This window comes from uncultured Ruegeria sp., from assembly GCF_947500045.1.
Lineage (GTDB): Bacteria > Pseudomonadota > Alphaproteobacteria > Rhodobacterales > Rhodobacteraceae > Ruegeria.
This window is the reverse complement of sequence record NZ_CANMQQ010000003.1, coordinates 407,622-430,227: the sequence shown is the minus strand read 5'-3', so window position 1 is coordinate 430,227 and position 22,606 is coordinate 407,622. Positions and strand designations below refer to the sequence as shown.

Genomic DNA, 22,606 nt, shown 5'->3' with positions numbered 1-22,606 from the left:
GAAAACTTGAGGCCATGAGCAGGATTTTCTATGCAATCGCGCTGATTTGGGCGCTGACCAGTGCTGCAGTTGCGCATGAATTCAGTGCGTTGGCGCGTGTTCTGCCAGAACAAAGCCGCATCATCGACGAGGGTGGCGCCGGCGTACGGGTCGAGCTTGGTCTTAGCCAAGGTGTTCCGTACCGCGTGTTCACGCTGCGCGATCCCTATCGGATGGTGCTGGACTTTCAAGAGGTCGACTGGACCGGCCTAAACCGCGAGGCGTTCCTGCAAACCAACCGGATCAGCGGTATCCAATACGGGGCCTACGTGCCCGGTTGGTCGCGTCTGGTGCTAGAGCTTGGCGCCCCGCTGGCGGTGGAAACTGCCGATTTGCGCATTGATGAATCTACAGGGGTGGGGGTTTTGTCCCTGCACCTGAAGGGGACGGATTTTGACAGTTTCGCAGCCAGTGCAGGTGCCCCCCGGCAGCCGGGCTGGGATTTGCCAGAACCTGCTGTGATTTCGCAGGCATCACGCGGCGATGGTTCACGCCCTATGCGGATTATGCTGGACCCTGGCCATGGCGGTATCGATCCTGGGGCCGAAGTGACGGGCACGGATGAAAAAACACTTATGCTGACCTTCGCGCGTGAGCTGCGCGAGTTGCTGCTACGCTCTGGCGGGTTTGAGGTCGTGATGACCCGGGATAACGATCAGTTCGTTTCCTTAGAACGGCGGATTGCATTGGCACACCGCGCGGGGGCGGATGTTTTCATCTCGCTCCATGCCGACTCGCTGTCGGAAGGGCGGGCACATGGGGCTGCTGTCTATACGCTTTCGGATGAAGCGTCGGATGTGGCCAGCCTGAAACTGGCTGAACGGCATGATCGGGGTGACCTGATTGCTGGTATCGATCTGAGCGGCTCGGATGATCAGGTCGCTGATATACTGCTGGATATGGCGCGGCAGGAAACCAAACCACGCACCGATGCGCTGGCGCGTGCGTTGGCAGATGGCATGACGCAACAAGGCGGTCCGATGAACAGCCGTCCCATCCGAACTGCCTCGTTTTCGGTGCTCAAGGCGGCAGATATCCCATCGGTTCTGGTCGAACTGGGGTTTCTCTCCAGTCCCCGGGACTTGAAAAACATCGTGAACCCCGAATGGCGCGCGGCCATGGCCAAAGGGTTGGCGCAGGGGCTTGATCAATGGCGTCAGGACGATCTGGTCAAGCGCTCCCTGATCGGTCAATAACGCTGCGGCGCAAAACAGCCATTGTAGCCTTTCGTGTTTTGACCCTGCGGGGGGGCGACACTATATAGGCGTCACCGCGAGTAAAAGGCAGTAACGTGATCCGGTTCATTCTTTCGTTTTTCGGGGCAATCTTCAGCCTCGTGACCTTGGGTATTTTCATGGCCGCGCTGGTTGTCGGCGCGATCTTCTGGATGTATGGGCGCGATCTGCCCAGCCACGAGTCGCTGGCGCAATACAAGCCGCCGACGATCAGCCGGATATACTCGGGCGAAGGTCAGCTGATTGACGAGTTCGCGCAGGAACGCCGCCTGTTCACCCCGTCCGAGGAAATCCCCGATCTGGTGAAACAGGCGTTTATTTCGGCGGAAGACAAGAACTTCTACACCCATCAGGGCTATGATCCACGCGGGATCGTCGCGGCAGGGGTCGAGGCGGTGCGTTCGAAGGGCGAAACTGTCCGCGGGGCTTCGACGATCACGCAGCAGGTGATGAAGAACTTCTTGCTGTCTGGCGACCGCCGGGCCGAGCGCAAAATCAAAGAGATCATCCTCGCCACCCGGCTTGAGGATACGCTTGATAAGGAACAGATCCTCGAACTTTATATGAACGAGATCTTTCTGGGTCAAAACTCATACGGTGTGACCGCCGCGGCGCAGACCTATTTCAACAAGACACTGCAAGAACTGGCCCCGCACGAGGCTGCGATGCTGGCCGCGATGCCCAAAGCACCTTCTGACTATCACCCGGTGCGCCAGAAAGAACGCCTGTTGAATCGTCGAAACTATGTGCTGCGCGAGATGCAGCAGAACGGATATATCGATCAGGCGACCTATGAGGCCGAGGTTGAGATGCCTCTGCGGTCTGTTCAGAACGGCGATTTTGAAAGCTTCCGTACTGCATTGCCACCCCGTGACTACTTCACCGACGAAATCCGCCGCCAGCTGAGCGAGGATTTTGGTGAAGGTGAGTTCTTTACCGGCGGTTTTACCGTCCGGGCGTCAGTTGATGAAGAAATGCAGGTCGAAGCTGCGAAAGCCCTGCGCACGGCGCTGCAGAAATACGACCGTTCGCGCGGGAAATGGCGTGGTACGGGTGAGGTGATCCCGGAAGAGAAGCTGGCAGATGAAGCTCAGTGGCGCGAGGCGCTGGCGATCATGGAAATCCCCCGCGACGTGGTGCTGCCAACGCAATGGTATCCGGCCGTTGTTCTGAACGTGGCCGATCAGTCCCTGACCGTAGGGATCGAAGATGGCCCATCGGATGGGAGCATCCCTCGGGCTGACATCAAATGGATGCAGGGCAGTTTTCAAGACAATTTCAAGCGCGGCGATGTCATACTGGTGATGGCCGGGGAAGAGGGGCAGTGGTCTGCCCGTCAGGTACCCGAGGTGCAGGGCGGTTTCGTCGCGATGGACGTGAACTCGGGCCGTGTTCTGGCGATGCAGGGTGGCTTCTCGTATCAGGATACGGTGTTCAACCGCGCCACGCAAGCGCAGCGTCAGCCGGGTTCAAGTTTCAAACCCTTCGTTTATGCTGCCGCACTGGACAGCGGATACAGCCCCGCCACCATCGTCGTGGACGCTCCGATCGAGGTGAATACCCCTCAGGGCCTGTGGCGCCCCAAGAACTCGACCAACAAATTCTATGGTCCGACGCCTTTGCGCACCGGGATCGAGCAATCGCGGAACCTGATGACCATCCGTCTGGCGCAGGAAGTCACGATGCCGGTAGTCGCGGGCTATGCTGAGCGGTTCGGCGTTTATGACCGGATGGGCGCGTTCCTTGCGAACTCATTGGGGTCCGAGGAGACCACGCTTTACAAGATGGTCGCGGCTTACGCGATGTTCGCCAATGGTGGTGAACGGGTTGAACCCACCCTGGTGGATCGCATTCAGGACCGGTTTGGCAAAACCATCTATCGCCACGACGACAGGCAATGCCTGGATTGCAATTCAAGTTGGTTGGAGCCTGATGAAGCGCCTCAGATCATCACGGATCGCAGTCAGGTAATGGATGCGATCACCGCTTATCAGCTGACTTCGATGATGAAGGGTGTGGTAGACCGTGGCACCGCATCACGCGTTGTGAACCTGCCGGTGCCCACTGCCGGTAAGACCGGCACGACAAACGAATCCAAGGATGCGTGGTTCATCGGCTTCACCTCGAACATCGTGGCAGGTTGCTACATTGGATATGACCGCCCACGTCCGATGGGGCGGGGGGCCTATGGCGGCACCCTGTGTGGCCCGGTGTTCCAGAGCTTCATGGAAAAGGCAGTCGAAAAATATGGCGGCGGTCCGTTCGAGGTTCCCCCGGGCGGCCAATTCATCAAGATCGACCGTTTCAGCGGCGCACGTTTGCCTGAAGATGCCTCAGGTGACTATGTCGTTGCCGAATACTTCCGTGATGGCATCGACGGCTTCATCGACCGCATCTATGATGGTGGTTTCGCCATGGGGTCGGATCTGCCGCTGTTTGAAGAGGCCAGCTCGGGCCGTCAGGTAACCACCTCGACGGGTGATACGATCACGGTCGGCCCCAATGCAAGCCAGGGTGATCTGCAGGGTGGCGGGCTTTATTGATCGGTCCAAGTTTCCCGACTTGGTCGTCTTGTGGTGCCTCGCACCTCTTGCTATCACGCACACCTGATTGAGCAAGTTGGGACCTGACCATGCGCGCCGAAACCCAGAATATCGTGGCGGAAATCGAAAAGTCGCTGGAGCTGTTGGCGCAGCGGATGGACTATGAAACTGCGCCGCACCGGTTGGAAGAGTTCAACGCCCGCGTCGAAGACCCCAACCTGTGGGACAATCCCGAGAACGCACAGAAACTGATGCGCGAGCGGCAGTTGCTGGTCGACGCCATCGAGACGTATGAAACCATCAAGACCGATCTCAGTGAAAATATCGAGCTGATCGAACTGGGTGAGATGGAAGAGGACGAAGAGGTCGTTCAAGACGCCGAAGCAGCCATCAAGTCACTTGGCACCAAGGCTGCCAAGAAAGAGCTTGAAGCGTTGTTGGACGGCGAGGCAGACGGAAACGATACGTTCCTCGAAATCAACTCGGGCGCAGGTGGCACGGAAAGCTGCGACTGGGCTTTGATGTTGGCGCGGATGTATGTGCGTTGGGCTGAGAAAAAGGGCTATACGGTCGAACTGCAATCCGAGACTGCGGGCGAAGAGGCAGGGATTAAATCCGCTGCTTACAAGATTACGGGCCATAACGCCTATGGCTGGTTGAAATCCGAAAGCGGCGTTCATCGGTTGGTGCGGATTTCTCCATTCGACTCGGCGGCCAAACGCCATACCTCGTTCAGCTCGGTCTGGGTCTATCCGGTGGTAGACGACAATATCGAGATCGAGGTCAATCCTTCGGATATTCGCATCGACACCTACCGGTCTTCAGGTGCGGGTGGTCAGCACGTGAACACCACCGACTCGGCGGTGCGGATCACGCATATTCCCACAGGGATCGTTGTAACCAGTTCCGAGAAATCACAGCACCAGAACCGCGATATTGCCATGAAGGCCCTGAAGTCACGGCTGTACCAGCAAGAATTGGATCGCCGGAATGCCGATATCAACGCAGCCCATGAAGCCAAGGGTGACGCGGGTTGGGGCAACCAGATCCGATCCTACGTGCTGCAGCCCTATCAGATGGTCAAGGATCTGCGGACCAATCACGAAACGTCGGACACAAAAGGTGTGCTGGACGGTGATCTGGATGAGTTCATGGCTGCGACACTGGCCCTGAATGTTTCAGGCAAAAGTCGGTCCGAGGCGCAGGGCGAAGGCTAAGTGCGGCAGCACCTGAACTCTGCGGCGAACCTGATCAGGGGCCATTGGCAATTGATCGCAATCGTCGCGTTGGTGTTTGTGTTCTGGAACACGCTACTGGTTCTGCCACTGAAAATCCTGGTTGTTTTCCTGCATGAGCTTTCGCACGCGTTGGCCATTGTCGCGACGGGTGGGTCTGTCGAAAGCTTTTCAGTTTCTCCACAGCAAGGTGGTCTTGTGATTGGGCGGGGCGGCAATCGGTTTATCAGCCTTTCTGCAGGATATCTGGGGTCATTGCTGTTTGGAATGGGCCTGCTGATCATCGCCTTGCGCACAAATGCAGACCGGGCGGTGCTGGGTGTATTTGGCGGCGTCATGCTGGTCGTGACACTGCTTTATGTCCGCGATCCATTTGCCATGGCGTTCTGCGCAGGCAGCGGTGCGGTGATGCTGGCCGCAGCTTGGTATCTCAGCCGCAACCTATGTGATCTGGTTCTGCGGGTCATTGGCCTGACCAGCATGATCTATGTTCCCTTTGATATCTTCGATGACACGATCCGACGCGCTGGATTGCGATCGGATGCCTATATGCTGGCCGAAGAGTTCGGTGGAACGACGATGATGTGGGGGGGGAAGTGGCTGGTTCTGAGCGTTGTCATGATCTTCTTTTGCCTGAGGAACCTGCTGGGTCGTGACAGTAATGTTCGGATTGACGTCCGGATCAGCTGATCAAAGGCTTGGGGGCTACGCCCGTGGCAAAGTGCAGAAAAGATACATTTAAACAGTGGCTTTAAATGATCCAATCACGTCGCTAGGCTGCTGCTGAATAGCCAAAGGACCAACCCGAATGGATCTGACCAAAGCCTCTGCAAAGGACATTCTTGATGACCTGTCCAACCGTCGATTTTCGGCGGCTGAGTTGATGCGAGCGACGCTGGACCGGATCGCAGCGGTGAATGGTGACGTGAACGCGATCGTCGCGATGAAAGATGAAGATACGCTGATGGCTAAGGCGCGGGCGGCAGATGCGTCACCCCCGCGTGGGTCGTTACATGGACTGCCGATCGCGGTGAAGGATCTGGTCAATGTGGCAGGCATTGCATCGACGCAAGGGTCGCCGCTTTTCAAAGATCATGTTCCACAATCCGACGATCTGCTGGCCGCCCGTTTGCGCGCGGCTGGCGCGATCCTGATTGGCAAGACCAATACACCGGAATTCGGGCTGGGCTCGCACACGTTCAATCCTGTCTATGGCGCGACCCGCAATCCCTATGACCCAACGAAGTCTTGCGGTGGTTCATCCGGAGGCGCGGCAGTGGTGCTGGCCACGGGTATGCTGGCGCTGGCGGACGGGTCTGACATGATGGGCAGCCTGCGCAACCCTGCTGCGTGGAACAATGTTTATGGTTTCCGGCCGAGTTGGGGCCGGGTGCCCTCGGAACCTGTTGGCGACAGTTATCTGCATCAGCTTTCGACGCTTGGCCCTATGGCACGCAGCCCCGAAGATATCGGGGTTCTGCTGGATGTGATGTCCGGCCCCGATCCCAGGATCCCGCTGAGCACGGAAGTTTCCGACATCTCACCCGTGCAGGCCGCCGACCTGACCGGGATGCGGATAGGATGGCTGGGTGATTGGGGCGGGGCGTTTCCTTGTGAGGAAGGCATTCTCGAACTTTGCCGGGATGCCCTGACTGCATTCGAAGATCGAGGTGCGCGCATTGAGGCGCTTGCCCCGCCTTTCGATGCGGAACAGATCTGGGACAGCTGGATTACCTTGCGATCCTGGAGTGTGGCCACCGGGTTGGAACCTCTGATCGCGAAAAAGGCCTCATTGAAAGACACAGCACAATGGGAACTGGAACGCGGTCTGGCGCTTAGTGCGATGGACGTGCACCGCGCCAGTGTTATCCGGTCTGACTGGCACAGGCGCGCAGCAGAGCTGTTTGAAGCCTACGATGCGCTGGTTCTACCAGCCGCGCAGGTTTGGCCTTTCGATATCGAAAAACCTTACCCGACCGAAATTACGGGGCAGGGGATGGATACCTACCATCGCTGGATGCAGGTCGTGACACCCGTCAGCCTGTTGGGCCTGCCTTGTCTGGGCGCACCGGCTGGATTCGGTGCCAATGGTTTGCCAATGGGGGTACAGGTGTTCGGCCCGCGCGGCTCGGATGCGAAGCTGTTGTCCTTGGGCGCTGCCTATCATGCAGAAACCCGCTGGCCGCAGCAAAGACCCGCTATGTAGCATTCTACCCGGGAGGAGAGAACAAGAATGGACAAACCCTTTGGTGTGCCGACGCTGAATCCTGTCGATGCCACGATGCTGAAAGAAGCGCTGCGTCGAGCCTGGCGCGACTATCGCCGTGCGCCATTATTCGGGCTTCTCTTCGCGGGCTTCTACGTATTGGCAGGGTGGTTGATGGCTTGGGTCACGCTGAAAACCGGAACGTCATTCTGGTTGGTTCTGGCTGCGATCGGGTTTCCCCTGATCGGTCCATTCGCGGCCGTAGGACTGTATGAGGTTTCACATCGGTTGGAACAGGGTGAGCCGTTGAACCCCGGCGCGATCTTCGGCGTGGTCGTTCAGCAAAGCCGCAGGCAACTGCCATCGATCTGCGCCATTATCGTGGTGATATTCCTATTCTGGTTCTTTTTGGGTCATATGATCTTTGCCCTGTTCATGGGGCTTTCGACGATGACCAACATCTCGTCATCAATTGAGGTATTCCTTACCCCCAATGGGTTAAGCATGTTGGCCTTAGGCACGCTTGTCGGGGCTGCGTTTGCGATCATTCTGTACATGATCACCGTGTTGTCTATACCGATGTTGTTGGATCGCGAGTTGGATTTTGTGACCGCGATGATCTCAAGCTTTGCCTATGTCAAAGCGAATATGAAGGTGATGTTGGGGTGGGGCAGTTTCATTGCGATCATTACGTTTCTTGCCATGGTACCTTGGTTTTTGGGCTTGTTAGTGGTGCTGCCGTTACTGGGGCACGCAAGCTGGCATCTCTATCGTCTGATCTCGGGTGACGGGTCATCAGAAACCGCAGGAACCGAACCTGCCTAACCGGTAAAAATCAGATCGGCACGTCCCGGTGTGGATGTGCTGCGCGCCTCGATTTGCGTGCCAGTCGTATCGCTGTTGGCAGGTCATCCCCCAGATGCCGTAGTTCGAACCGGCAGGGTTTGGAGGCCAGTGCCGAGCCGTCTGCCAGTTGGTATACGTGACCTACGAACCGCAGCCCGTTCTCACTGGATTGTTCGGACAGAATCATCATTCGGCGTTCCTGCGCATCCCGGCGGGCCAACAGGGCGCAGACCCGTCCCTCAGCATAGGACACGATGCCCTGAACCTCACGCGAAGGTGCGCATTCTTTTGGCATTGCGGAAACAGGTTCGTAGCCGCGTAGCAAAGTGCAATTGGAAATCCTTCGCACATGATACAGCCGGTGCAACGTCGAACTTGCGCTGGTCTGCGCGCGCTCGATCGCGTGATAGAATCCGGTCCTGAACGCAGTTTCCGCATAGGCAGAAAGGAAGCGGTCGATAACGTCGGTTGCCGGGTGCGGGGCAGGAGGCTCGACCTCATCCAGCGGTTTCAGAAGGATACGGGCGTCGACGTCGAAAAACCGGCAAATCCTATCCAGAACATCTGGCCGTGGAAAGCTTTCACCGCCCAGATATCGATTGAATTGAGTACGGTTGATGCCCAACTGGCGGCACAGCTCTGAAACGGATGGGTAACTTTGTGCAAGCTGTCGAAGGTTCGCGCCAAACATTCTGCGTAAATCTGAGGGGCTGCGATGGATGTCGGTCACGTCTATTCCAGGTTTCTGCTTGTGAATTGGAAAAACAAGATCGCGGCGGCGCTGTGGCCGCACCTCAGTCAGAAATCGTAAAGATGACCCCAGCGGGCATCAAAGGACGCCTCGCTACACCGCACACGCTAACGTGGCAGTTTGCAAAATCAATAGTCATTTGGCCTATTTGCGTGATCTTTTTCACGCTGTTGTTCAAATGTGGCGTGGTAATGCGGGCTGTTAGCTAATGTGGTGTGTGTTTCATTCGCTGTCGTGTCCCCAGCTATGACAACACAGCCGGGGACGCTCCAAATCACTAGTCGCCGCGCAACAATGCGGCCACACCGGTGCGTGCGATTTCGACAAGCCCCAAAGGACGCATCAGATCGGCAAACGCATCGATCTTGTCAGGTGCACCCGTAATCTCAAAAATGAATGAATTCAGGGTGCTGTCGACCACATTGGCGCGGAAGATATCAGCTAGGCGCAACGCCTCGACCCGCTTGTCGCCTTCGCCAACGACTTTGATGATCGCCAGTTCACGCTCGACCGAGGCACCTTCGACCGTCAGATCATGCACGTCGCGGACCGAAACGATGCGCCCCAACTGAGCCTTGATCTGCTCAATCACCTGAGGCGTGCCGGTGGTGACGATGGTGATACGGCTGAGGTGGCCCGTGTGATCGACCTCGGCGACGGTAAGGCTTTCGATGTTGTAACCACGGCCCGAGAACAACCCGATGACACGGGCCAGAACACCGGGTTCGTTTTCAACCAGAACCGCGATTGTGTGCTGTTCCTGCACGTCCGAAAAGGTTGGGCGTAGATTATAGGCGGAGTGGCGGGTCGCGCCTTTTTTGATTTGTAGGGCAGACATTTATGTCCCTTTCATCATCCTGCGGATGTCGGGCATCTAAGCGCCCGACAAAATTCTTTGAATTTTGTTAAACCAGAACTGAACCTTTGGAGTCGATCACGCCTTGCGTCTCGGCCTCACCCAGCAGCATCTCGTTATGCGCCTTGCCCGACGGGATCATTGGGAAGCAATTTTCGTGCTTTTCGACCAGACAGTCAAAGATCACCGGACCGTCATAGTTGATCATCTCTATGATCGCGTCGTCCAGATCAGCAGGGTCTGAACACAGGATACCTTTGGCACCAAAGGCTTCGGCGAGCTTAACGAAATCAGGCAGCGCCTCGGACCAGGAATGCGAGTACCGTTCGCCATGCAGCAGTTCCTGCCACTGACGCACCATGCCAAGGCGTTCATTATTCAAAATGAACTGCTTTACCGGCAGGCGGTACTGTGTTGCGGTGCCCATTTCCTGCATGTTCATCAGCCACGATGCTTCACCGGCCACGTTGATGACTAGCGCATCGGGATGCGCCATCTGGACGCCGATTGAGGCAGGGAAACCATAGCCCATTGTGCCAAGACCACCCGATGTCATCCAACGGTTAGGGTCTTCAAAGCCCAGATACTGCGCCGCCCACATTTGGTGTTGCCCAACCTCGGTCGTGACATAGCGGTCGTGGTTTTTCGTCAACTCTTCAAGCCGTTGCAACGCATATTGCGGCTTGATGGTCTTCTCGCTGTTGGTGAAGGCCAGGCAGTTGACCTTGCGCCACTCGCTGATCTGTTTCTGCCATTGCTTGATGTTGGCAGTATCCGTCTTGCGACCTCGGGCCTTCCAGACCTTCAGAACATCCTCAAGCACATGGGCAACGTCGCCAACGATCGGAATATCCACCCGGATAACTTTGTTGATCGAGGACGGGTCGATATCCACATGCGCTTTGATCGAGTTGGGCGAGAATGCATCAATACGACCGGTGATCCGGTCGTCAAAACGCGCGCCGATATTGATCATCAGGTCGCAGTCATGCATCGCCATGTTGGCCTCGTAAAGCCCATGCATCCCCAGCATACCGATCCAGTTCTTGCCCGAGGCCGGATAAGCACCAAGCCCCATCAGGGTCGAGGTGACTGGGAATCCGGTTGAATCCACAAGCTCGCGCAGCAGTTGGCTGGCTGCGGGCCCGGAATTGATGACGCCGCCGCCTGTATAGAAAACCGGTTTCTTTGCGGTCTCGATGGCCGCGACCAGTTCTGTGATTTCTTCCAGATCGCCCTTCACGACCGGCTGATAGTGAGAGGTCGACGGTTTTGGTGTCGTGTATTCACCCGAGGCAAACTGCACGTCCTTCGGAATGTCGACCAGCACAGGGCCAGGTCGGCCTGCGGTGGCCACGTGGAAAGCTTCATGCATTGTTGCAGCCAGAGAGTCTGTGTCTTTCACCAGCCAGTTATGTTTGGTGCAGGGGCGCGTTATGCCGACGGTATCGGCCTCCTGGAATGCATCAGAGCCGATCATAAAGGTCGGGACCTGGCCAGTCAGAACAACAATTGGGATCGAGTCGAGCAATGCATCGGTCAGGCCGGTTACCGCATTTGTCGCACCAGGGCCTGAGGTTACAAGCGCTACGCCGGGTTTTCCGGTAGACCGCGCATAACCTTCGGCTGCGTGTACTGCACCTTGTTCATGCCGCACCAGAATGTGCCGGATGTCATTTTGCAGAAAGATCTCATCATAGATCGGTAGGACGGCGCCACCGGGATATCCGAATACTGTGTCAACGCCCTGATCCTTGAGGGCTTGAACAACCATCTTTGCGCCGGTCATCTCACGTGTCATCTGCTTTGCTCCGTTCGCGACATGTGTCTTGCGTTGTGCCAAAAAAAAGCCCCCGAGATTTTCGGAGGCGCATGGGTTCGAATATGGTTTACCGTTACCGGCCCATGCGCGTCTTTCCTACGATTACGACTAGCGCTTTCATCGCCAGAGGCTCCTTCTTTGCGTGCAGGGACATTATGGTTGAGGGAAAGGGGCGTCAACAGGCAAAAACAAAAATATTGTAAGTCAGGGGCTGCATATTTTGGTATTTTGTTGCGCAAAATGACGCAGGTGTGGAAACTTCCGTGAATTTCGGCCCGATTTTGTGGCGTTGTGCCGGGCATGAGAGTGGTCTGATTGCGTCAGACCCATGTCTGAAACAGACCAGAGCACGCCCCGAGGCTGAGGCAGGCTGTCACGAACAGCGTCACCTCGGGGGCAGACATGTTGCACGATCTTGTAGATTTGGGGCGTTATCCGATCGATCGGCCCGACTCGCACGGGTATCGGCAGTTGATTGCAGATTTACGGCGGGAACTGGATGAAGATGGATGCGCGGTTCTGCCGGGTTTTGTTCACGAAGATGGACTAGGCAAACTTATTGCCGAGGCTGAGGAGGTGGCCCCAAAGGCCCATCGGTCTTTCAATCGAACGAACGCGTATTTCACTCAGGACGATCCGAGCTATGGCATTGGGCATCCGATCCGGCGTTTCTTTGACCGGTCCAATGCATTTGTACCGGCGGATAACTTCCCGCGAACAAGCCCGCTGCGGCGGATTTATGAGAATGATGGCTTCATGCCATTCATCCGTGACGCGCTGAACGAACCTGCGGATCGGTTCTTTCGATATGATGACCCGTTGGCAGATGTGATTATCAATGTGGTCGAGAAAGGTCAGGGCTTTCCATGGCATTTCGATACCAACAACTACACTGTGACGCTGGCAATCCAGAATGGTGAAGCGGGTGGAGCATTCGAATACGTCCCCCATCTGCGTACCGGTGAGGATGAGAATTTCAATGGTGTCTCCGCAATTCTGGACGGCAGCATGAAAGGCGTGCGCCAGTTGGACCTGCAACCAGGCGATCTGCAGATTTTCAGAGGGCGATATACGCTCCACCGGGTTGCTCCGGTCGAGGGTGATCGCAAACGCTATGTTGGCATTTTCTCGTTTGTCGAAACCGAAGGGATGTGCGGCGGGATTGAGCGTACGCGGCAGCTGTATGGTCGGGTCTTGCCCCAACATTATGAGCGCGCCGGTCTCAGGTGTGATGAATTGCTGGATTGAGACGGGCACTCGGTTAGACTGATCCCGATAATATGCGGGAGCTACCGATAATGTCGCAGATTTTGCAACTTACACCATTTGTTCTGTGTTCATCTTTAGACGCGCAGATTGATTTTTATTGCACCCGGTTGGGATTCTCCTGCGGATTTCGCCAGGACAACTATGCGTTTTTGTCACTGGGACCCGTTGCCATTCGTCTGTTGGAATGTCCGCCACGACCTGATGGCAAGCCTTTGGGTGATGACCAGTCCTTTTATATCGATGTCGATGGGATTGACGCGCTTTACGAAGAGTTGAGAGCTGGGCTTGCCGACCTACCCGAGGGCCGTGTCTGCCCACCATTCGATCAACCTTATCAACAGCGTGAGTTTCATGTGATGGACGAGGATGGAGCGCTGATCTTCTTTGGGCAAGGCATTCGCCCAAGATGAGGAGGGCTCCCGCCCGTTATCAATGCGCCTTGCGGCGCGCCTCTTCCGGTTGGGCCGGGCAGCGCGTGCCGCGCTGCGGTCAGAACCCTGGGCTGGTGCCCTGCAGGACGCCATGTTCCAGGGCATACCGGGTCAGGCCGGCGGTCGAGGATATGCCCAGTTTGCGTTTAATATTCTTGCGGTGCGTCTCGACAGTGCGCACCGAGATATCCAATGCCAGCGCGACCTCTTTGTTGGATTTGCCTTGTGCCAATTCCAGCAGGATCGTCTGTTCCCGGCCTGTCAGTGCCTCACGCGCGTCGCCGTCTTTTGGCTCCAGCGATCCGCTGGCACCGGTGCAGAGGTACCGCTCTCCGCGCATGACGGCATCGATGGCCTGTTTGATTTCTTCGGTCGGTACATCTTTGAGGATATACCCCTTGGCGCCGTGATTGAGCGCGGTCGAGATGTATTCCGGGCTGTCATGCATAGATAGAATCAGGATTCGAGTTTGGGGTAGGCGTTCCAGAATGATCTCAGTAGCGCTCATCCCGCTGAGGCCTGGCATGTTGAGGTCCATCAGGATTACGTCTGGCTGCAGGTGGCTTGCCTGATCGACAGCCTCTTGCCCGTTTGAAAGTGTTCCGACTACGTCGATTTCGTCAAAACTTTCCAACAGGGACCGAATGCCTTCGGCGACCATTGGATGATCGTCGACAATGAGAACCCGGATAATTGTATCGGACATCAGGAACCGGCCTTTCGTTTTGGCGTTGGATCTTCCTGTGGTGGCAGCATATGGCTGAGCGGCAGGCTGACTTCGATCACCGTGCCACTGCGCCCGCCGCGAGAGGAAAGGATGCGCAGCGTGCCGTCAAGCTGTTCGATTCGCTCTTGCATGTTGCGTAGCCCGATCCCGGCGCTGACATGGCCCGGCTCGCTGCGCAGCCCGCTACCGTTATCAGCGATCCGCATTGTGGCACCTTTCTTGTGGCCCCGCAGGTCGATGGTAACACGGGTGGCACCTGAATGGCGCTCGATATTGGTCAGTGCTTCTTGTGCGATCCGGTACAGGGCGATCTTGCTGTCCTGATCCAGTCGATTGCGGAATACTACGGTCGAGAACTCGGTTTCGATCCCGGTGCGTTCGCGAAAATCATCGGTCAGCGCTTTTAGTGCGGGGCCTAGGCCCAGATCGTCCAACACGCCCGGTCGCAGGTCACGGCTAATGCGGCGGACCTCGGTGATTGCGGTTGCCAGATTATCGATGCCTGTTTGCAGCGGCTCTTGTGCGGCTGCATCCTCACCTCGGTTCAGACGTCGGCGGGCGTTGTCCAGCGCATAACGGACGCCCACAAGAATCTGGCTGATACCGTCATGCAATTCGCGCGCGACGCGTCCGCGCTCTTCTTCCTGAGCGTCCAGCACCCGCTGGGTCAGTTCCTTGAGTTTGGCGTCCGCCAGCCTGCGCTCGCGAAAATTCAAAAACATTCCGGATGTGAAAACGATCAACACAGCCGCCAGAACGATGCCACCGATATAGAGGAACGTCCGTTGTACCCGTGCCTCGACCTCGGCCCGTGCATTTGCCACGGTGGCGACGATGTCGTCGATGAAAACGCCGGTACCCACCACCCAACGCCAATCCTGCAGGCCTGCGACATAGGCGATCATCTGTGCCTCTTCCCCGGTTGAGGGTTTTTGCCACATGAAGCTGTGCCATCCCGCGCCCTGACGGGCGAGGCGGATGAACTCATTCACGATGGGGGTGCCATCACTGTCGGTCAAGTCGGCCCAGTTGCGGTTGATGAACTCGGTCTGGCGTGGGCTGACCAGATTGTTGCCGTCATAGTCATAGACGAAGAAAAAACCATCTTTGCCGTAAATCATGGCCGACAGAATCTGGCTTACCAGGTTCTTTGCGACTTCGTCATCCGGTGAAGCGCGGCCATAGATATAGGCAAACCCGTTCCGTGCCTGCGTCACATAATTGCGCAACTCTTCTTTTTTGGCTTCGATCAGTCGGCGCTCGAGGGCATGGATCTCGCGTTCGGCTGTTGCACGAGATTCGTAAGCAACCACCATGGCGATGGCCGCCACCGCCACGAGCAATGGAACGGCCGCAACCAGCGACAGTTTCTGCCCATAGGTTAGTGAAACGAGCTTTCGGAATCCCCTCATAGGCGAATCGATACGCAAGCGCGGGAAAAAAAGCAAAAAGATTGGGCGGATACAGGTCTAAGATACCGGGTTTTGTTGAAGTGGGCGCAAAAACGGCCCTTTTTTCCGGGATTGACCCGGGAAAAACCGGCCCAGCTACGTAGTACTAGGTATTCACATTTATGTGCGCGGAATTAGGCTGACGCACACTGGAAACGATCGGCTCGGGAAAGCCCGGGTAATAAATACGTAGGGGAGGATCACTCATATGGATCGTCGTAAGTTTCTGAAAACCTCGGCTCTGGGCGGCTCGGCTGCTGCAGCCACCACACTGGCAGCGCCAGCCTATGCGCAGGGCAAGCGCACATTGACCATGGTTACCTCGTGGGGCCGTGGCCTTGCGGGCGTGTTTGACAGTGCACAGCGCTGCGCCGACAGCATCACCACGATGTCGGATGGCAACCTGAATGTCGAAATCAAAGCAGCCGGTGAACTGGTTGGTGCGTTCGAAGTGTTTGACGCGGTGTCGTCCGGTCAGGCCGATATGTACCACGCGGCGGACTACTACTTTGTGGGTCAGCATCCGGGCTATGCCTTCTTCACCGCTGTTCCGTTCGGCATGACCGCGCAGGAACTGGTGAACTGGTACTATCACGCGGGCGGCATGCAGCTGCATGACGAGCTGGGCGAAATCTTTGGCCTGAAATCTTTCCTAGCGGGTAACACCGGCGCACAGGCTGGTGGCTGGTTCTCGAAAGAGATCAACAGCCCAGAAGACTTCAACGGTCTGAAATTCCGTATGCCGGGTCTGGGCGGTGAAGCGCTGGGTAAACTGGGCGCATCCGTGCAGAATATTCCGGGCTCAGAGGTGTATCAGGCGCTGTCGTCCGGCGCGATTGACGGAACCGAGTGGATCGGTCCGTGGGCCGACGAAAAAGCAGGTTTCCAGGAAATCACCAAGACCTACTATACTGCGGGCTTCCACGAGCCGGGTGCAGGTCTGTCGCTGGCGACCAACCGCGAGGTTTATGACAGCCTGAACGCAGCGCAGCAGAAAATCATCGAGATCGCTGCGGCGGAATGCCACCAGTGGAATCTGGCCCAATTCCTGGCCAACAACGGTGCCGCGCTGGCCCGTCTGCAGGCGGCAGGTGTCAAGGTTATGGAATTCCCACAACCCGTCTGGGATGCCTTCGGCAAGGCCAGCCAGGAAGTTCTGGACCAGTATATGGGCGACGAGCTGTTCGCACGCATCCACGACAGTGCGATGAAGTCGATGGCTGAATCCTCGGCCTGGAACAACCTGTCATCGGGTGTTTATACCGCAGAGCGCGATCGCGTTCGCGGCTAAGCTATCTTGTTCACAACAATCGGTTCCCCCGTCTGGCGGGGGAGCCATTCCCGTTGCACATAAGCGGACCGGACATGCCGCAATAATCAAACGTGCAACCGATGCGACCTGGGGACAACATGCAGGACGAAAACGGTATCTCGTTCTTCGGCGCCCTGTGGAATGGACTGATCTGGTTCATTCAGAACATTGCCGAAGCCTTCTATAATTTCGGATACGCCATCACGCATCCGCAACTCTGGCTTAACTGGTCGGACAAAGATGCGATCATGCGCTTTGTCTATTACGGCGGTTCGGTCGAGTTCTTCTTCGTGATCTTCGCGCTGTTTCTGGTGCTGACGGCCATTGGCCTTTACTACCGAAACTTCATGTGGGGGATGGTGCGTGGGCTCGAAGGATTTGCCAACACGACGGGTCGTTTCTTTGCGTGGGCAGGTCTGTTGATGGTCGTCCAACAGATCATAATCGTTTTCATGCAGCGGGTCTTTACGCGCCCGGATATGTCGTTTGGTCTGGGTATTCCTTTTCAGATGGATATCAGTTGGTTCGCCGAAGAACTTAAGCTGTATAACGCCATGGTCGTCTGCCTGTGTTGCACCTACACGTTTGTGCAGGGCGGGCACGTACGGGTCGACCTGGTCTATGCGGGCATCAGTCACAAGGCCAAACGTGTTGTCGACATGTTGGGCGCGGTTTTGTTCATGATGCCCATGGCGGTGCTGACATGGATGTATGGCTGGTACTTCATGTGGCGGCACCTGATTGTGCCGAAACCCTCGGCCAGTGACACTCTGGACCGGTTGATCACAAAATCCCGCGCACTGCGCTGGAATGTCGAAACGATCGGATTCAGCCCCAACGGCTTTAACGCCTATTTCCTATTCAAAATACTGCTGGTGGCTTTTGCCGCCATGGTTTTCCTGCATGCGATCGCGTTCCTGTACCGGTCTTATCTGGAATATGTGGAAGGCGAAGAAAGTGTTGGAAAATACCTCGACAAGGACAGCCTTGGTGAGGGTGAAGAAGCCTACGAAGGCGCGCATTAGGGACGGAGAACCAGACAATGCTATTCGGACTTGATGGCGTCGAGATAGGCCTCATTATCGTATTCTTCTGCCTCTTCGGGGGCATTCTTTCGGGCTTTCCCGTGGCCTTTGCCATCGGTGGGGCCGGGGTGATTTCTTTCGGGATCATCGCGGCGCTGGACAGTGCCGGATTGCTGATCCATCAGGCGATCGACACCGGATCACAAGCTTATCGGGATGTGGTGAATTCGGGTGTCAAACCTGATGTTATATCCGTGTTCCGATACCCGGACTTGCCCAGGATCGCCGAGCCGGTTTTTTTGCAGGGTTGGGAAACTGCGCTGGATCGCAACGTCTCGTTCATCGTGAACCGTATGAACGAACGTGTTCTGGCGGGGCAGTCCATTGAGACCCTGCTGGCGGTTTTGATGTTCGTTCTGATGGGCATCACGCTGGAGCGGTCCAAGATCGCAAACGATCTACTGACCACGATGGCGCGCGTCTTTGGCCCGCTGCCCGGCGGGCTGGCGGTGTCGATTGTGGTTGTGGGCGCATTTCTGGCTGCCTCGACCGGTATCGTCGGCGCGACCGTTGTGACCATGGGCCTGCTGGCCCTGCCGACCATGTTGCGGAACAATTATTCGCCGGAACTGGCCACGGGCGTGATTGCGGCTTCGGGCACGTTGGGGCAGATTATTCCGCCCTCCATCGTGATCGTGCTGCTGGGCACCTTGGCGGGCGATCTCTATTCGACCGCCCAGGAATCCCGCGCGGTTGAGGCCGGATGTTCTGACGCGCTGACCTTTCTGGGTGAGCCTGCGGTTGTCTCGGTAGGGACGCTGTTTCAGGCGGCCCTGCTGCCGGGGATCATGCTGGCGCTGCTTTATGCGCTTTATGCCTTCGGCTATGCGCTGCTGAACCCAGAAAAAGCGCCTGCCGTTGAGATGACAGGCGGCTCGGGTGAGACCATCACCCGCTCGGAAGGCCTGACATGGCTGCTAGGCGCTCCGGTTGCTTTGATTGTAGGTGCTGTTCTGCTGGGCAGTGCGGGCGTGATCGGCAGCCAGAACATATCGGTCTCGGCATTTTCTGATATCGGGCAGGGCGCATCGTTGCGCACGAACGTTTCGGAAACCTGTAAAGCTTCGATGATCGAACTGCATGGGCAGTCCGCATGGGATCAGGCGGTCGCTGAGCAGGAAGCGATTGACGCCGCCGGTGGTGCAGCTGAATCGCAGCGCTTGAGCGAAGAGGAACTGGCAGCCGCGCAGAAAGCGAAGATCGCGTCGGCGGCGCCGATTGGCAAGGGTGTTGCCGTGATCGTTGTGCTGCTGGGTCTGACACTGGTTCTGGGGCGGGGGATTGCGCCTTCGCGGTCTCCTCAGCCTTTGATCGTGGGGGCCATCGGCCTGTTGTTGATGCTGCTGGTCGATGTGTTGCTGATTGCGCCGACAACTTCGTCCGGGGCAACGTTCCTGTTGTTGGCCATTCCCTTTGCAATAGCCATGTATGGCTGCAAAGAGGCGGCAGCGCGCTGTGCCACGAATGACCTGATCCGCGTGGTCTTCCCGCCACTGGTTCTGATCATCGCGGTGCTGGGATCGATCCTGGGCGGTGTCACCAATCCAACGCCAGCCGCGGCGCTGGGGGCAGGCGGGGCCATCATGCTGGCGGCCTATCGCAAGCTGCAGGATCAGGGCCGGTCGGGCATGGTGATCATCTGGTCGACCTTTGCCGTGATCATCGCGTTGCTGATGGGTGTGAATTTTGATCTGCGCATCAATCAGGGGAATGTGTCGGTCGAAAGCTGGATTGCCTTTATCATCGCATATTCAGCTTATGCCTATGCCCTTTTCGGTCTGTTGTTCGGGTGCTGGGTTCTGTTTGCAAGCGGCGTGCTTACACCAGTGGTGCGCGAGACGGCCAAGGTAACATCGATGGTGTTCACCATTTTGATCGGTTCGCAACTGTTGAACCTTGTGGTGATCTCGTTCGGGGGTGAGCACTATATCCAGCAGTTCCTCAAGAGCTTCGATAACGAGTTCACGGTCTTCTTGATCGTGATGCTGGTCCTGTTCTTCCTGGGCTTCGTGCTGGATTTCCTTGAAATCATCTACATCGTGATCCCCATTGTGGGCCCGGTGATCTATGGCGGGTCGTTTGATCCAAAATGGGTGACAATCATGGTGGCGGTGAACTTGCAGACCTCGTTCCTGACGCCACCGTTTGGGTTTGCCCTGTTCTATCTAAGGGGGGTCGCGCCGAAAGAGGTGACAACCGGCCATATCTATCGTGGCATCATACCATTTGTGATCATTCAGGTGGTCGGGATCGCCATCCTGTGGTTCTTCCCGTCGATCGTGACCATCGTGCCGGATCTGATCCCGAACTGATCAGAGCGCTGATGGGGAAAAGGAAAAGGGGGCCGATTGGCCCCCTTTGCTTTGCCGATTGAGGAAGGGGCCAGCCCCTTCTTGGCCTTTGGCCAATTCAACCCCGAGGTATTTTTTGGCCAGATGAAGCGGATCCGGTGAACTGAATCAGGTCCCAGCGATTGCCGAATGGGTCGCGCCAGACGGCGACGATTCCGTACGGTTCGTGTCGAGGCGTCTCTTCGAATTGGATGCCGTTTGCGCGCATAGTTTCGTGGTCGCGATCGAAATTATCCGTTTCAAGGAAGAACCCGACGCGGCCACCTGTCTGGTTGCCGATGGCTGAAAACTGCGCATCTGTGACGGCTTTGGCGAGCAGTAGGGAACCGGCGGAACCACCCGGAGGGGCCACGCGTACCCAGCGTTTGCCTTGGCCCAAGTCGATATCCTGAAGCAGCGTGAAAGCGAGCGTCTTGGTGTAAAACGCAATTGCCTCATCATAATCGGGCACCACAAGGGTGACCGCGTGAAGGTTCTGCCGCATTGCAGATCAGCCTTTTGTCGGGCGTCGGTCAGGCAATTGGATGCTGGCCACCTGTTCGGCAATTGGGGGCGATGAAAGGGGGTGGTGGGCGGCCTGGGCAAATTTCTCAGGGTCTTTGATTTGTTTCCATTCGCCCTGAATGTAAGCCTGAAGCCCTGAAAACTTTGCTTTGTAATCCATCTTCGGGCTGCCAGGGACCCAGTATCCAAGATAGATATAAGGCAGCCCGGCCTCACGCGCGATCTCGATATGGTCGAGGATCATGTACGTACCCAATGAGTGCTGGTGAAACTTTGGGTCATAGAATGAGTAAACCATGCTTAGCCCGTCATCAAGAACGTCCGTCAGACTGACGGCAATCAACTCATCGGTTTCGGGGTCGGCATATTCCACGACGCGGCTGCGGATCGGCGTTTCCTCGATCATCGCGGCAAATTCGAATACGTCCATATCGGCCATACCGCCATCGGCGTGGCGGGCATCCAGATAGCGGCGGAACAGATCGAACTGCTCATCTGTTGCCCAAGGCGACGTAGCGCGCCGTTTCAGATACGAATTGCGTTTGAACGCGCGTTTCTGGCTTTTGCTGGGTCGAAAGGCTGCGACCTCGATCCGGGCCGACAGGCAGGCGGCGCAATCGGTACAAGACGGGCGGTAAAGGACGTTCTGCGAGCGCCGGAACCCTTGTTGTGAAAGGCAATTGTTCAACTGATCCGCGCCGTCCCCCTGAAGGGCGGTGAACAATTTGCGCTCCATCCTGCCCTCAAGGTAAGGGCAGGGCTGGGGTGCCGTCACATAGAATTGTGGCGCGATTGGCAGCGTGTGTCGCATGAAGGTCCCGCATTTCCTCGGGACAGATGATAGCAACGGTTTTTGGTGCCGCCAAGTGTTTCACTTGGATGTTTTCAGGCGCGCTGGTTGATCATCACGGTACCAAGGAGAGCATCGGTCAGGCCCTGGCAGCGTGCACTTGTCATCATCATAACAACCGAGATGATCTGCAGGATCGGTATCGCCATGCTGACAAAATAACCTGCCGTGTGCGCGACGGCTTTACCGGTGTCCATCCGTGCGCCAAATGCGTCGCGCAGTTCGATCCCCATAAAGCGCATCCCCAGCGTGGCCGAGCCGTTGGAGATGGTCACAACACGATAGATGAAGCTGATGACGGCATAAATCAGGGCAAGAATGAAGAAGCCCAAACCAAAGGTCAGCAGGACTGCGACCGTGCAGAGCAATGAGATAAAGGCGATATCAAACAGCCAAGCAAAAAAGCGCTTTGTGGCCACGGATTGATAGAATTCGGGCTGGCTGTCGGGATCAGGCAGATGAGGCATATATTTTGGTCCAGGTCTGGTGCGAAAGCACCCTGTCCCGACTATCGGGACAGGGCAAGGTGCGATCAGGCAGGCTGTTCGCCATTTTCTGTATCATCGCGGTTGTCGCGGGCGCGTTCGTCCATGAACTCGTCGAACTCGGCCTTGTCCTTAGCGTCACGCAGACGGCGCAGGAAGGCTTCGAACTCCTGCTGTTCGCGTTCAAGCCGCGCCAGAGTGTCGGTTTTGTAGGCATCGAATGCGCTGTTGCCCGAGGGTTTCATCGCGCTCATGTGGCCTTTCCACGAAGAACGACGGCTGCAGGATTTGCTGAACATGCGTTTGCTCCAGATCATATAGGCCAGAAAGGCCAGGCCGATGGGCCAGAAGAAGATAAAGCCAAGAACCATTGCGGCGATCCATGCGCCTTTGCCCTTGCTGTCAAGCCAGGCTTCGGTTCGGTGCAGCCACCCCGGATTTTGAGGAACGGTGTGGTCGGACAATGCGGTCATTTGCTCTCTCCAGTTAGGATGTAAATGCTTTTCACATTTCCTAGATGGGAGGGGGCAACCGGGATTGCAAGATGCGAATGTGAAAAAGATTTACATTTTGTGGGTTGTTGCAGCTGATTGGTTGACGCGGTCATG

20 protein-coding genes are annotated in these 22,606 nt (G+C 56.7%); 11 read left to right on the top strand and 9 right to left on the bottom strand.

Translation table 11 applies throughout. From position 1 onward, the window contains the following. Positions 1 to 14 precede the first annotated feature (14 nt). The 6 genes from Q1B46_RS08025 to Q1B46_RS08000 all read left to right on the top strand — a co-directional run bounded on the left by Q1B46_RS08025 (position 15) and on the right by Q1B46_RS08000 (position 8,083). On the top strand, positions 15 to 1,235 hold the full coding sequence (locus Q1B46_RS08025) for an N-acetylmuramoyl-L-alanine amidase (RefSeq protein WP_299946672.1): 1,221 nt from the start codon (positions 15 to 17) through the stop codon (positions 1,233 to 1,235). Between the two features lie 95 nt (positions 1,236 to 1,330). Then, a complete protein-coding gene (locus Q1B46_RS08020) occupies positions 1,331 to 3,817 on the top strand; it encodes a penicillin-binding protein 1A (RefSeq protein WP_299946656.1) in 2,487 nt (828 codons plus the stop codon). Positions 3,818 to 3,906: 89 nt separating this feature from the next. Continuing rightward, complete coding sequence (gene prfB, locus Q1B46_RS08015) at positions 3,907 to 5,034, top strand: peptide chain release factor 2 (protein WP_299946654.1); 1,128 nt, start codon at positions 3,907 to 3,909, stop codon at positions 5,032 to 5,034. Then, the gene (locus Q1B46_RS08010; protein WP_299946652.1) at positions 5,035 to 5,742 is read left to right on the top strand and encodes a M50 family metallopeptidase; all 708 of its coding nucleotides are present in this window, start codon (positions 5,035 to 5,037) and stop codon (positions 5,740 to 5,742) included. A 118-nt stretch (positions 5,743 to 5,860) separates the two neighbouring features. After that, the gene (locus tag Q1B46_RS08005; protein ID WP_299946650.1) at positions 5,861 to 7,258 is read left to right on the top strand and encodes an amidase; all 1,398 of its coding nucleotides are present in this window, start codon (positions 5,861 to 5,863) and stop codon (positions 7,256 to 7,258) included. A gap of 27 nt (positions 7,259 to 7,285) precedes the next feature. After that, a complete protein-coding gene (locus Q1B46_RS08000) occupies positions 7,286 to 8,083 on the top strand; it encodes a DUF2189 domain-containing protein (RefSeq protein WP_299946648.1) in 798 nt (265 codons plus the stop codon). A 10-nt stretch (positions 8,084 to 8,093) separates the two neighbouring features. Here Q1B46_RS08000 and Q1B46_RS07995 read toward each other — a convergent pair whose 3' ends face one another. From Q1B46_RS07995 to Q1B46_RS07985, 3 genes are all read right to left on the bottom strand, one after another. Further along, positions 8,094 to 8,834 (bottom strand): helix-turn-helix transcriptional regulator, encoded by a 741-nt coding sequence (locus Q1B46_RS07995; RefSeq protein ID WP_299946644.1) that lies wholly within the window; start codon positions 8,832 to 8,834, stop codon positions 8,094 to 8,096. 298 nt (positions 8,835 to 9,132) lie between these two features. Next, positions 9,133 to 9,693, bottom strand: a complete 561-nt coding sequence (gene ilvN, locus Q1B46_RS07990) for an acetolactate synthase small subunit (protein WP_299661081.1) — start codon at positions 9,691 to 9,693, stop codon at positions 9,133 to 9,135. 67 nt (positions 9,694 to 9,760) lie between these two features. After that, positions 9,761 to 11,512 (bottom strand): acetolactate synthase 3 large subunit, encoded by a 1,752-nt coding sequence (locus Q1B46_RS07985; protein ID WP_299946640.1) that lies wholly within the window; start codon positions 11,510 to 11,512, stop codon positions 9,761 to 9,763. A 423-nt stretch (positions 11,513 to 11,935) separates the two neighbouring features. Here Q1B46_RS07985 and Q1B46_RS07980 point away from each other — a divergent pair, with 423 nt between their 5' ends. Together Q1B46_RS07980 and Q1B46_RS07975 are read left to right on the top strand one after the other, a co-directional pair. Beyond that, a complete protein-coding gene (locus Q1B46_RS07980) occupies positions 11,936 to 12,781 on the top strand; it encodes a hypothetical protein (RefSeq protein WP_299946638.1) in 846 nt (281 codons plus the stop codon). 50 nt (positions 12,782 to 12,831) lie between these two features. Then, positions 12,832 to 13,212, top strand: a complete 381-nt coding sequence (locus Q1B46_RS07975) for a VOC family protein (RefSeq protein WP_299946635.1) — start codon at positions 12,832 to 12,834, stop codon at positions 13,210 to 13,212. 79 nt (positions 13,213 to 13,291) lie between these two features. Here the strand turns inward: Q1B46_RS07975 and Q1B46_RS07970 are convergent, their stop codons facing one another. Beyond that, positions 13,292 to 13,939, bottom strand: coding sequence for a response regulator transcription factor (locus Q1B46_RS07970; RefSeq protein ID WP_299946632.1), 648 nt, complete (start codon positions 13,937 to 13,939; stop codon positions 13,292 to 13,294). Beyond that, positions 13,939 to 15,372, bottom strand: a complete 1,434-nt coding sequence (locus tag Q1B46_RS07965) for a cache domain-containing protein (protein WP_299946629.1) — start codon at positions 15,370 to 15,372, stop codon at positions 13,939 to 13,941. The genes Q1B46_RS07970 and Q1B46_RS07965 overlap by 1 nt, the downstream gene beginning before the upstream one ends. A 247-nt stretch (positions 15,373 to 15,619) precedes the next feature. Between Q1B46_RS07965 and Q1B46_RS07960 the strand changes: the two genes are divergently transcribed. The 3 genes from Q1B46_RS07960 to Q1B46_RS07950 all read left to right on the top strand — a co-directional run bounded on the left by Q1B46_RS07960 (position 15,620) and on the right by Q1B46_RS07950 (position 20,120). Further along, complete coding sequence (locus Q1B46_RS07960) at positions 15,620 to 16,702, top strand: TRAP transporter substrate-binding protein (RefSeq protein ID WP_299661071.1); 1,083 nt, start codon at positions 15,620 to 15,622, stop codon at positions 16,700 to 16,702. A gap of 119 nt (positions 16,703 to 16,821) precedes the next feature. Further along, a complete protein-coding gene (locus tag Q1B46_RS07955) occupies positions 16,822 to 17,748 on the top strand; it encodes a TRAP transporter small permease subunit (protein ID WP_299661068.1) in 927 nt (308 codons plus the stop codon). Between the two features lie 17 nt (positions 17,749 to 17,765). Continuing rightward, entirely contained in the window at positions 17,766 to 20,120 is a 2,355-nt protein-coding gene (locus Q1B46_RS07950; protein WP_299946625.1) for a TRAP transporter large permease subunit, read from the top strand. A 97-nt stretch (positions 20,121 to 20,217) separates the two neighbouring features. On the opposite strand, the gene Q1B46_RS07945 is transcribed toward Q1B46_RS07950, so the two are convergent. The 4 genes from Q1B46_RS07945 to Q1B46_RS07930 all read right to left on the bottom strand — a co-directional run bounded on the left by Q1B46_RS07945 (position 20,218) and on the right by Q1B46_RS07930 (position 22,471). After that, positions 20,218 to 20,643: a VOC family protein gene (locus tag Q1B46_RS07945; protein ID WP_299946622.1), complete on the bottom strand. Its 426-nt coding sequence runs from the start codon at positions 20,641 to 20,643 to the stop codon at positions 20,218 to 20,220. A 6-nt stretch (positions 20,644 to 20,649) separates the two neighbouring features. Continuing rightward, complete coding sequence (locus Q1B46_RS07940) at positions 20,650 to 21,474, bottom strand: arginyltransferase (protein ID WP_299946619.1); 825 nt, start codon at positions 21,472 to 21,474, stop codon at positions 20,650 to 20,652. A gap of 74 nt (positions 21,475 to 21,548) precedes the next feature. Continuing rightward, the gene (locus tag Q1B46_RS07935; protein WP_299946616.1) at positions 21,549 to 21,980 is read right to left on the bottom strand and encodes an RDD family protein; all 432 of its coding nucleotides are present in this window, start codon (positions 21,978 to 21,980) and stop codon (positions 21,549 to 21,551) included. Between the two features lie 65 nt (positions 21,981 to 22,045). Then, a complete protein-coding gene (locus Q1B46_RS07930) occupies positions 22,046 to 22,471 on the bottom strand; it encodes a DUF2852 domain-containing protein (protein ID WP_299661058.1) in 426 nt (141 codons plus the stop codon). Positions 22,472 to 22,606: the final 135 nt, after the last annotated feature.

Bases quoted from the DNA above. Each gene is read 5' to 3' on its own strand.
- Q1B46_RS08025 (WP_299946672.1), top strand. From the start codon at position 15: ATGAGCAGGATTTTCTATGCAATCGCGCTGATTTGGGCGCTGACCAGT.
- prfB (WP_299946654.1), top strand. From the start codon at position 3,907: ATGCGCGCCGAAACCCAGAATATCGTGGCGGAAATCGAAAAGTCGCTG.
- Q1B46_RS08005 (WP_299946650.1), top strand. From the start codon at position 5,861: ATGGATCTGACCAAAGCCTCTGCAAAGGACATTCTTGATGACCTGTCC.
- Q1B46_RS08000 (WP_299946648.1), top strand. From the start codon at position 7,286: ATGGACAAACCCTTTGGTGTGCCGACGCTGAATCCTGTCGATGCCACG.
- ilvN (WP_299661081.1), bottom strand. From the start codon at position 9,693: ATGTCTGCCCTACAAATCAAAAAAGGCGCGACCCGCCACTCCGCCTAT.
- Q1B46_RS07985 (WP_299946640.1), bottom strand. From the start codon at position 11,512: ATGACACGTGAGATGACCGGCGCAAAGATGGTTGTTCAAGCCCTCAAG.
- Q1B46_RS07980 (WP_299946638.1), top strand. From the start codon at position 11,936: ATGTTGCACGATCTTGTAGATTTGGGGCGTTATCCGATCGATCGGCCC.
- Q1B46_RS07975 (WP_299946635.1), top strand. From the start codon at position 12,832: ATGTCGCAGATTTTGCAACTTACACCATTTGTTCTGTGTTCATCTTTA.
- Q1B46_RS07970 (WP_299946632.1), bottom strand. From the start codon at position 13,939: ATGTCCGATACAATTATCCGGGTTCTCATTGTCGACGATCATCCAATG.
- Q1B46_RS07965 (WP_299946629.1), bottom strand. From the start codon at position 15,372: ATGAGGGGATTCCGAAAGCTCGTTTCACTAACCTATGGGCAGAAACTG.
- Q1B46_RS07960 (WP_299661071.1), top strand. From the start codon at position 15,620: ATGGATCGTCGTAAGTTTCTGAAAACCTCGGCTCTGGGCGGCTCGGCT.
- Q1B46_RS07955 (WP_299661068.1), top strand. From the start codon at position 16,822: ATGCAGGACGAAAACGGTATCTCGTTCTTCGGCGCCCTGTGGAATGGA.
- Q1B46_RS07950 (WP_299946625.1), top strand. From the start codon at position 17,766: ATGCTATTCGGACTTGATGGCGTCGAGATAGGCCTCATTATCGTATTC.
- Q1B46_RS07945 (WP_299946622.1), bottom strand. From the start codon at position 20,643: ATGCGGCAGAACCTTCACGCGGTCACCCTTGTGGTGCCCGATTATGAT.
- Q1B46_RS07940 (WP_299946619.1), bottom strand. From the start codon at position 21,474: ATGCGACACACGCTGCCAATCGCGCCACAATTCTATGTGACGGCACCC.
- Q1B46_RS07935 (WP_299946616.1), bottom strand. From the start codon at position 21,980: ATGCCTCATCTGCCTGATCCCGACAGCCAGCCCGAATTCTATCAATCC.
- Q1B46_RS07930 (WP_299661058.1), bottom strand. From the start codon at position 22,471: ATGACCGCATTGTCCGACCACACCGTTCCTCAAAATCCGGGGTGGCTG.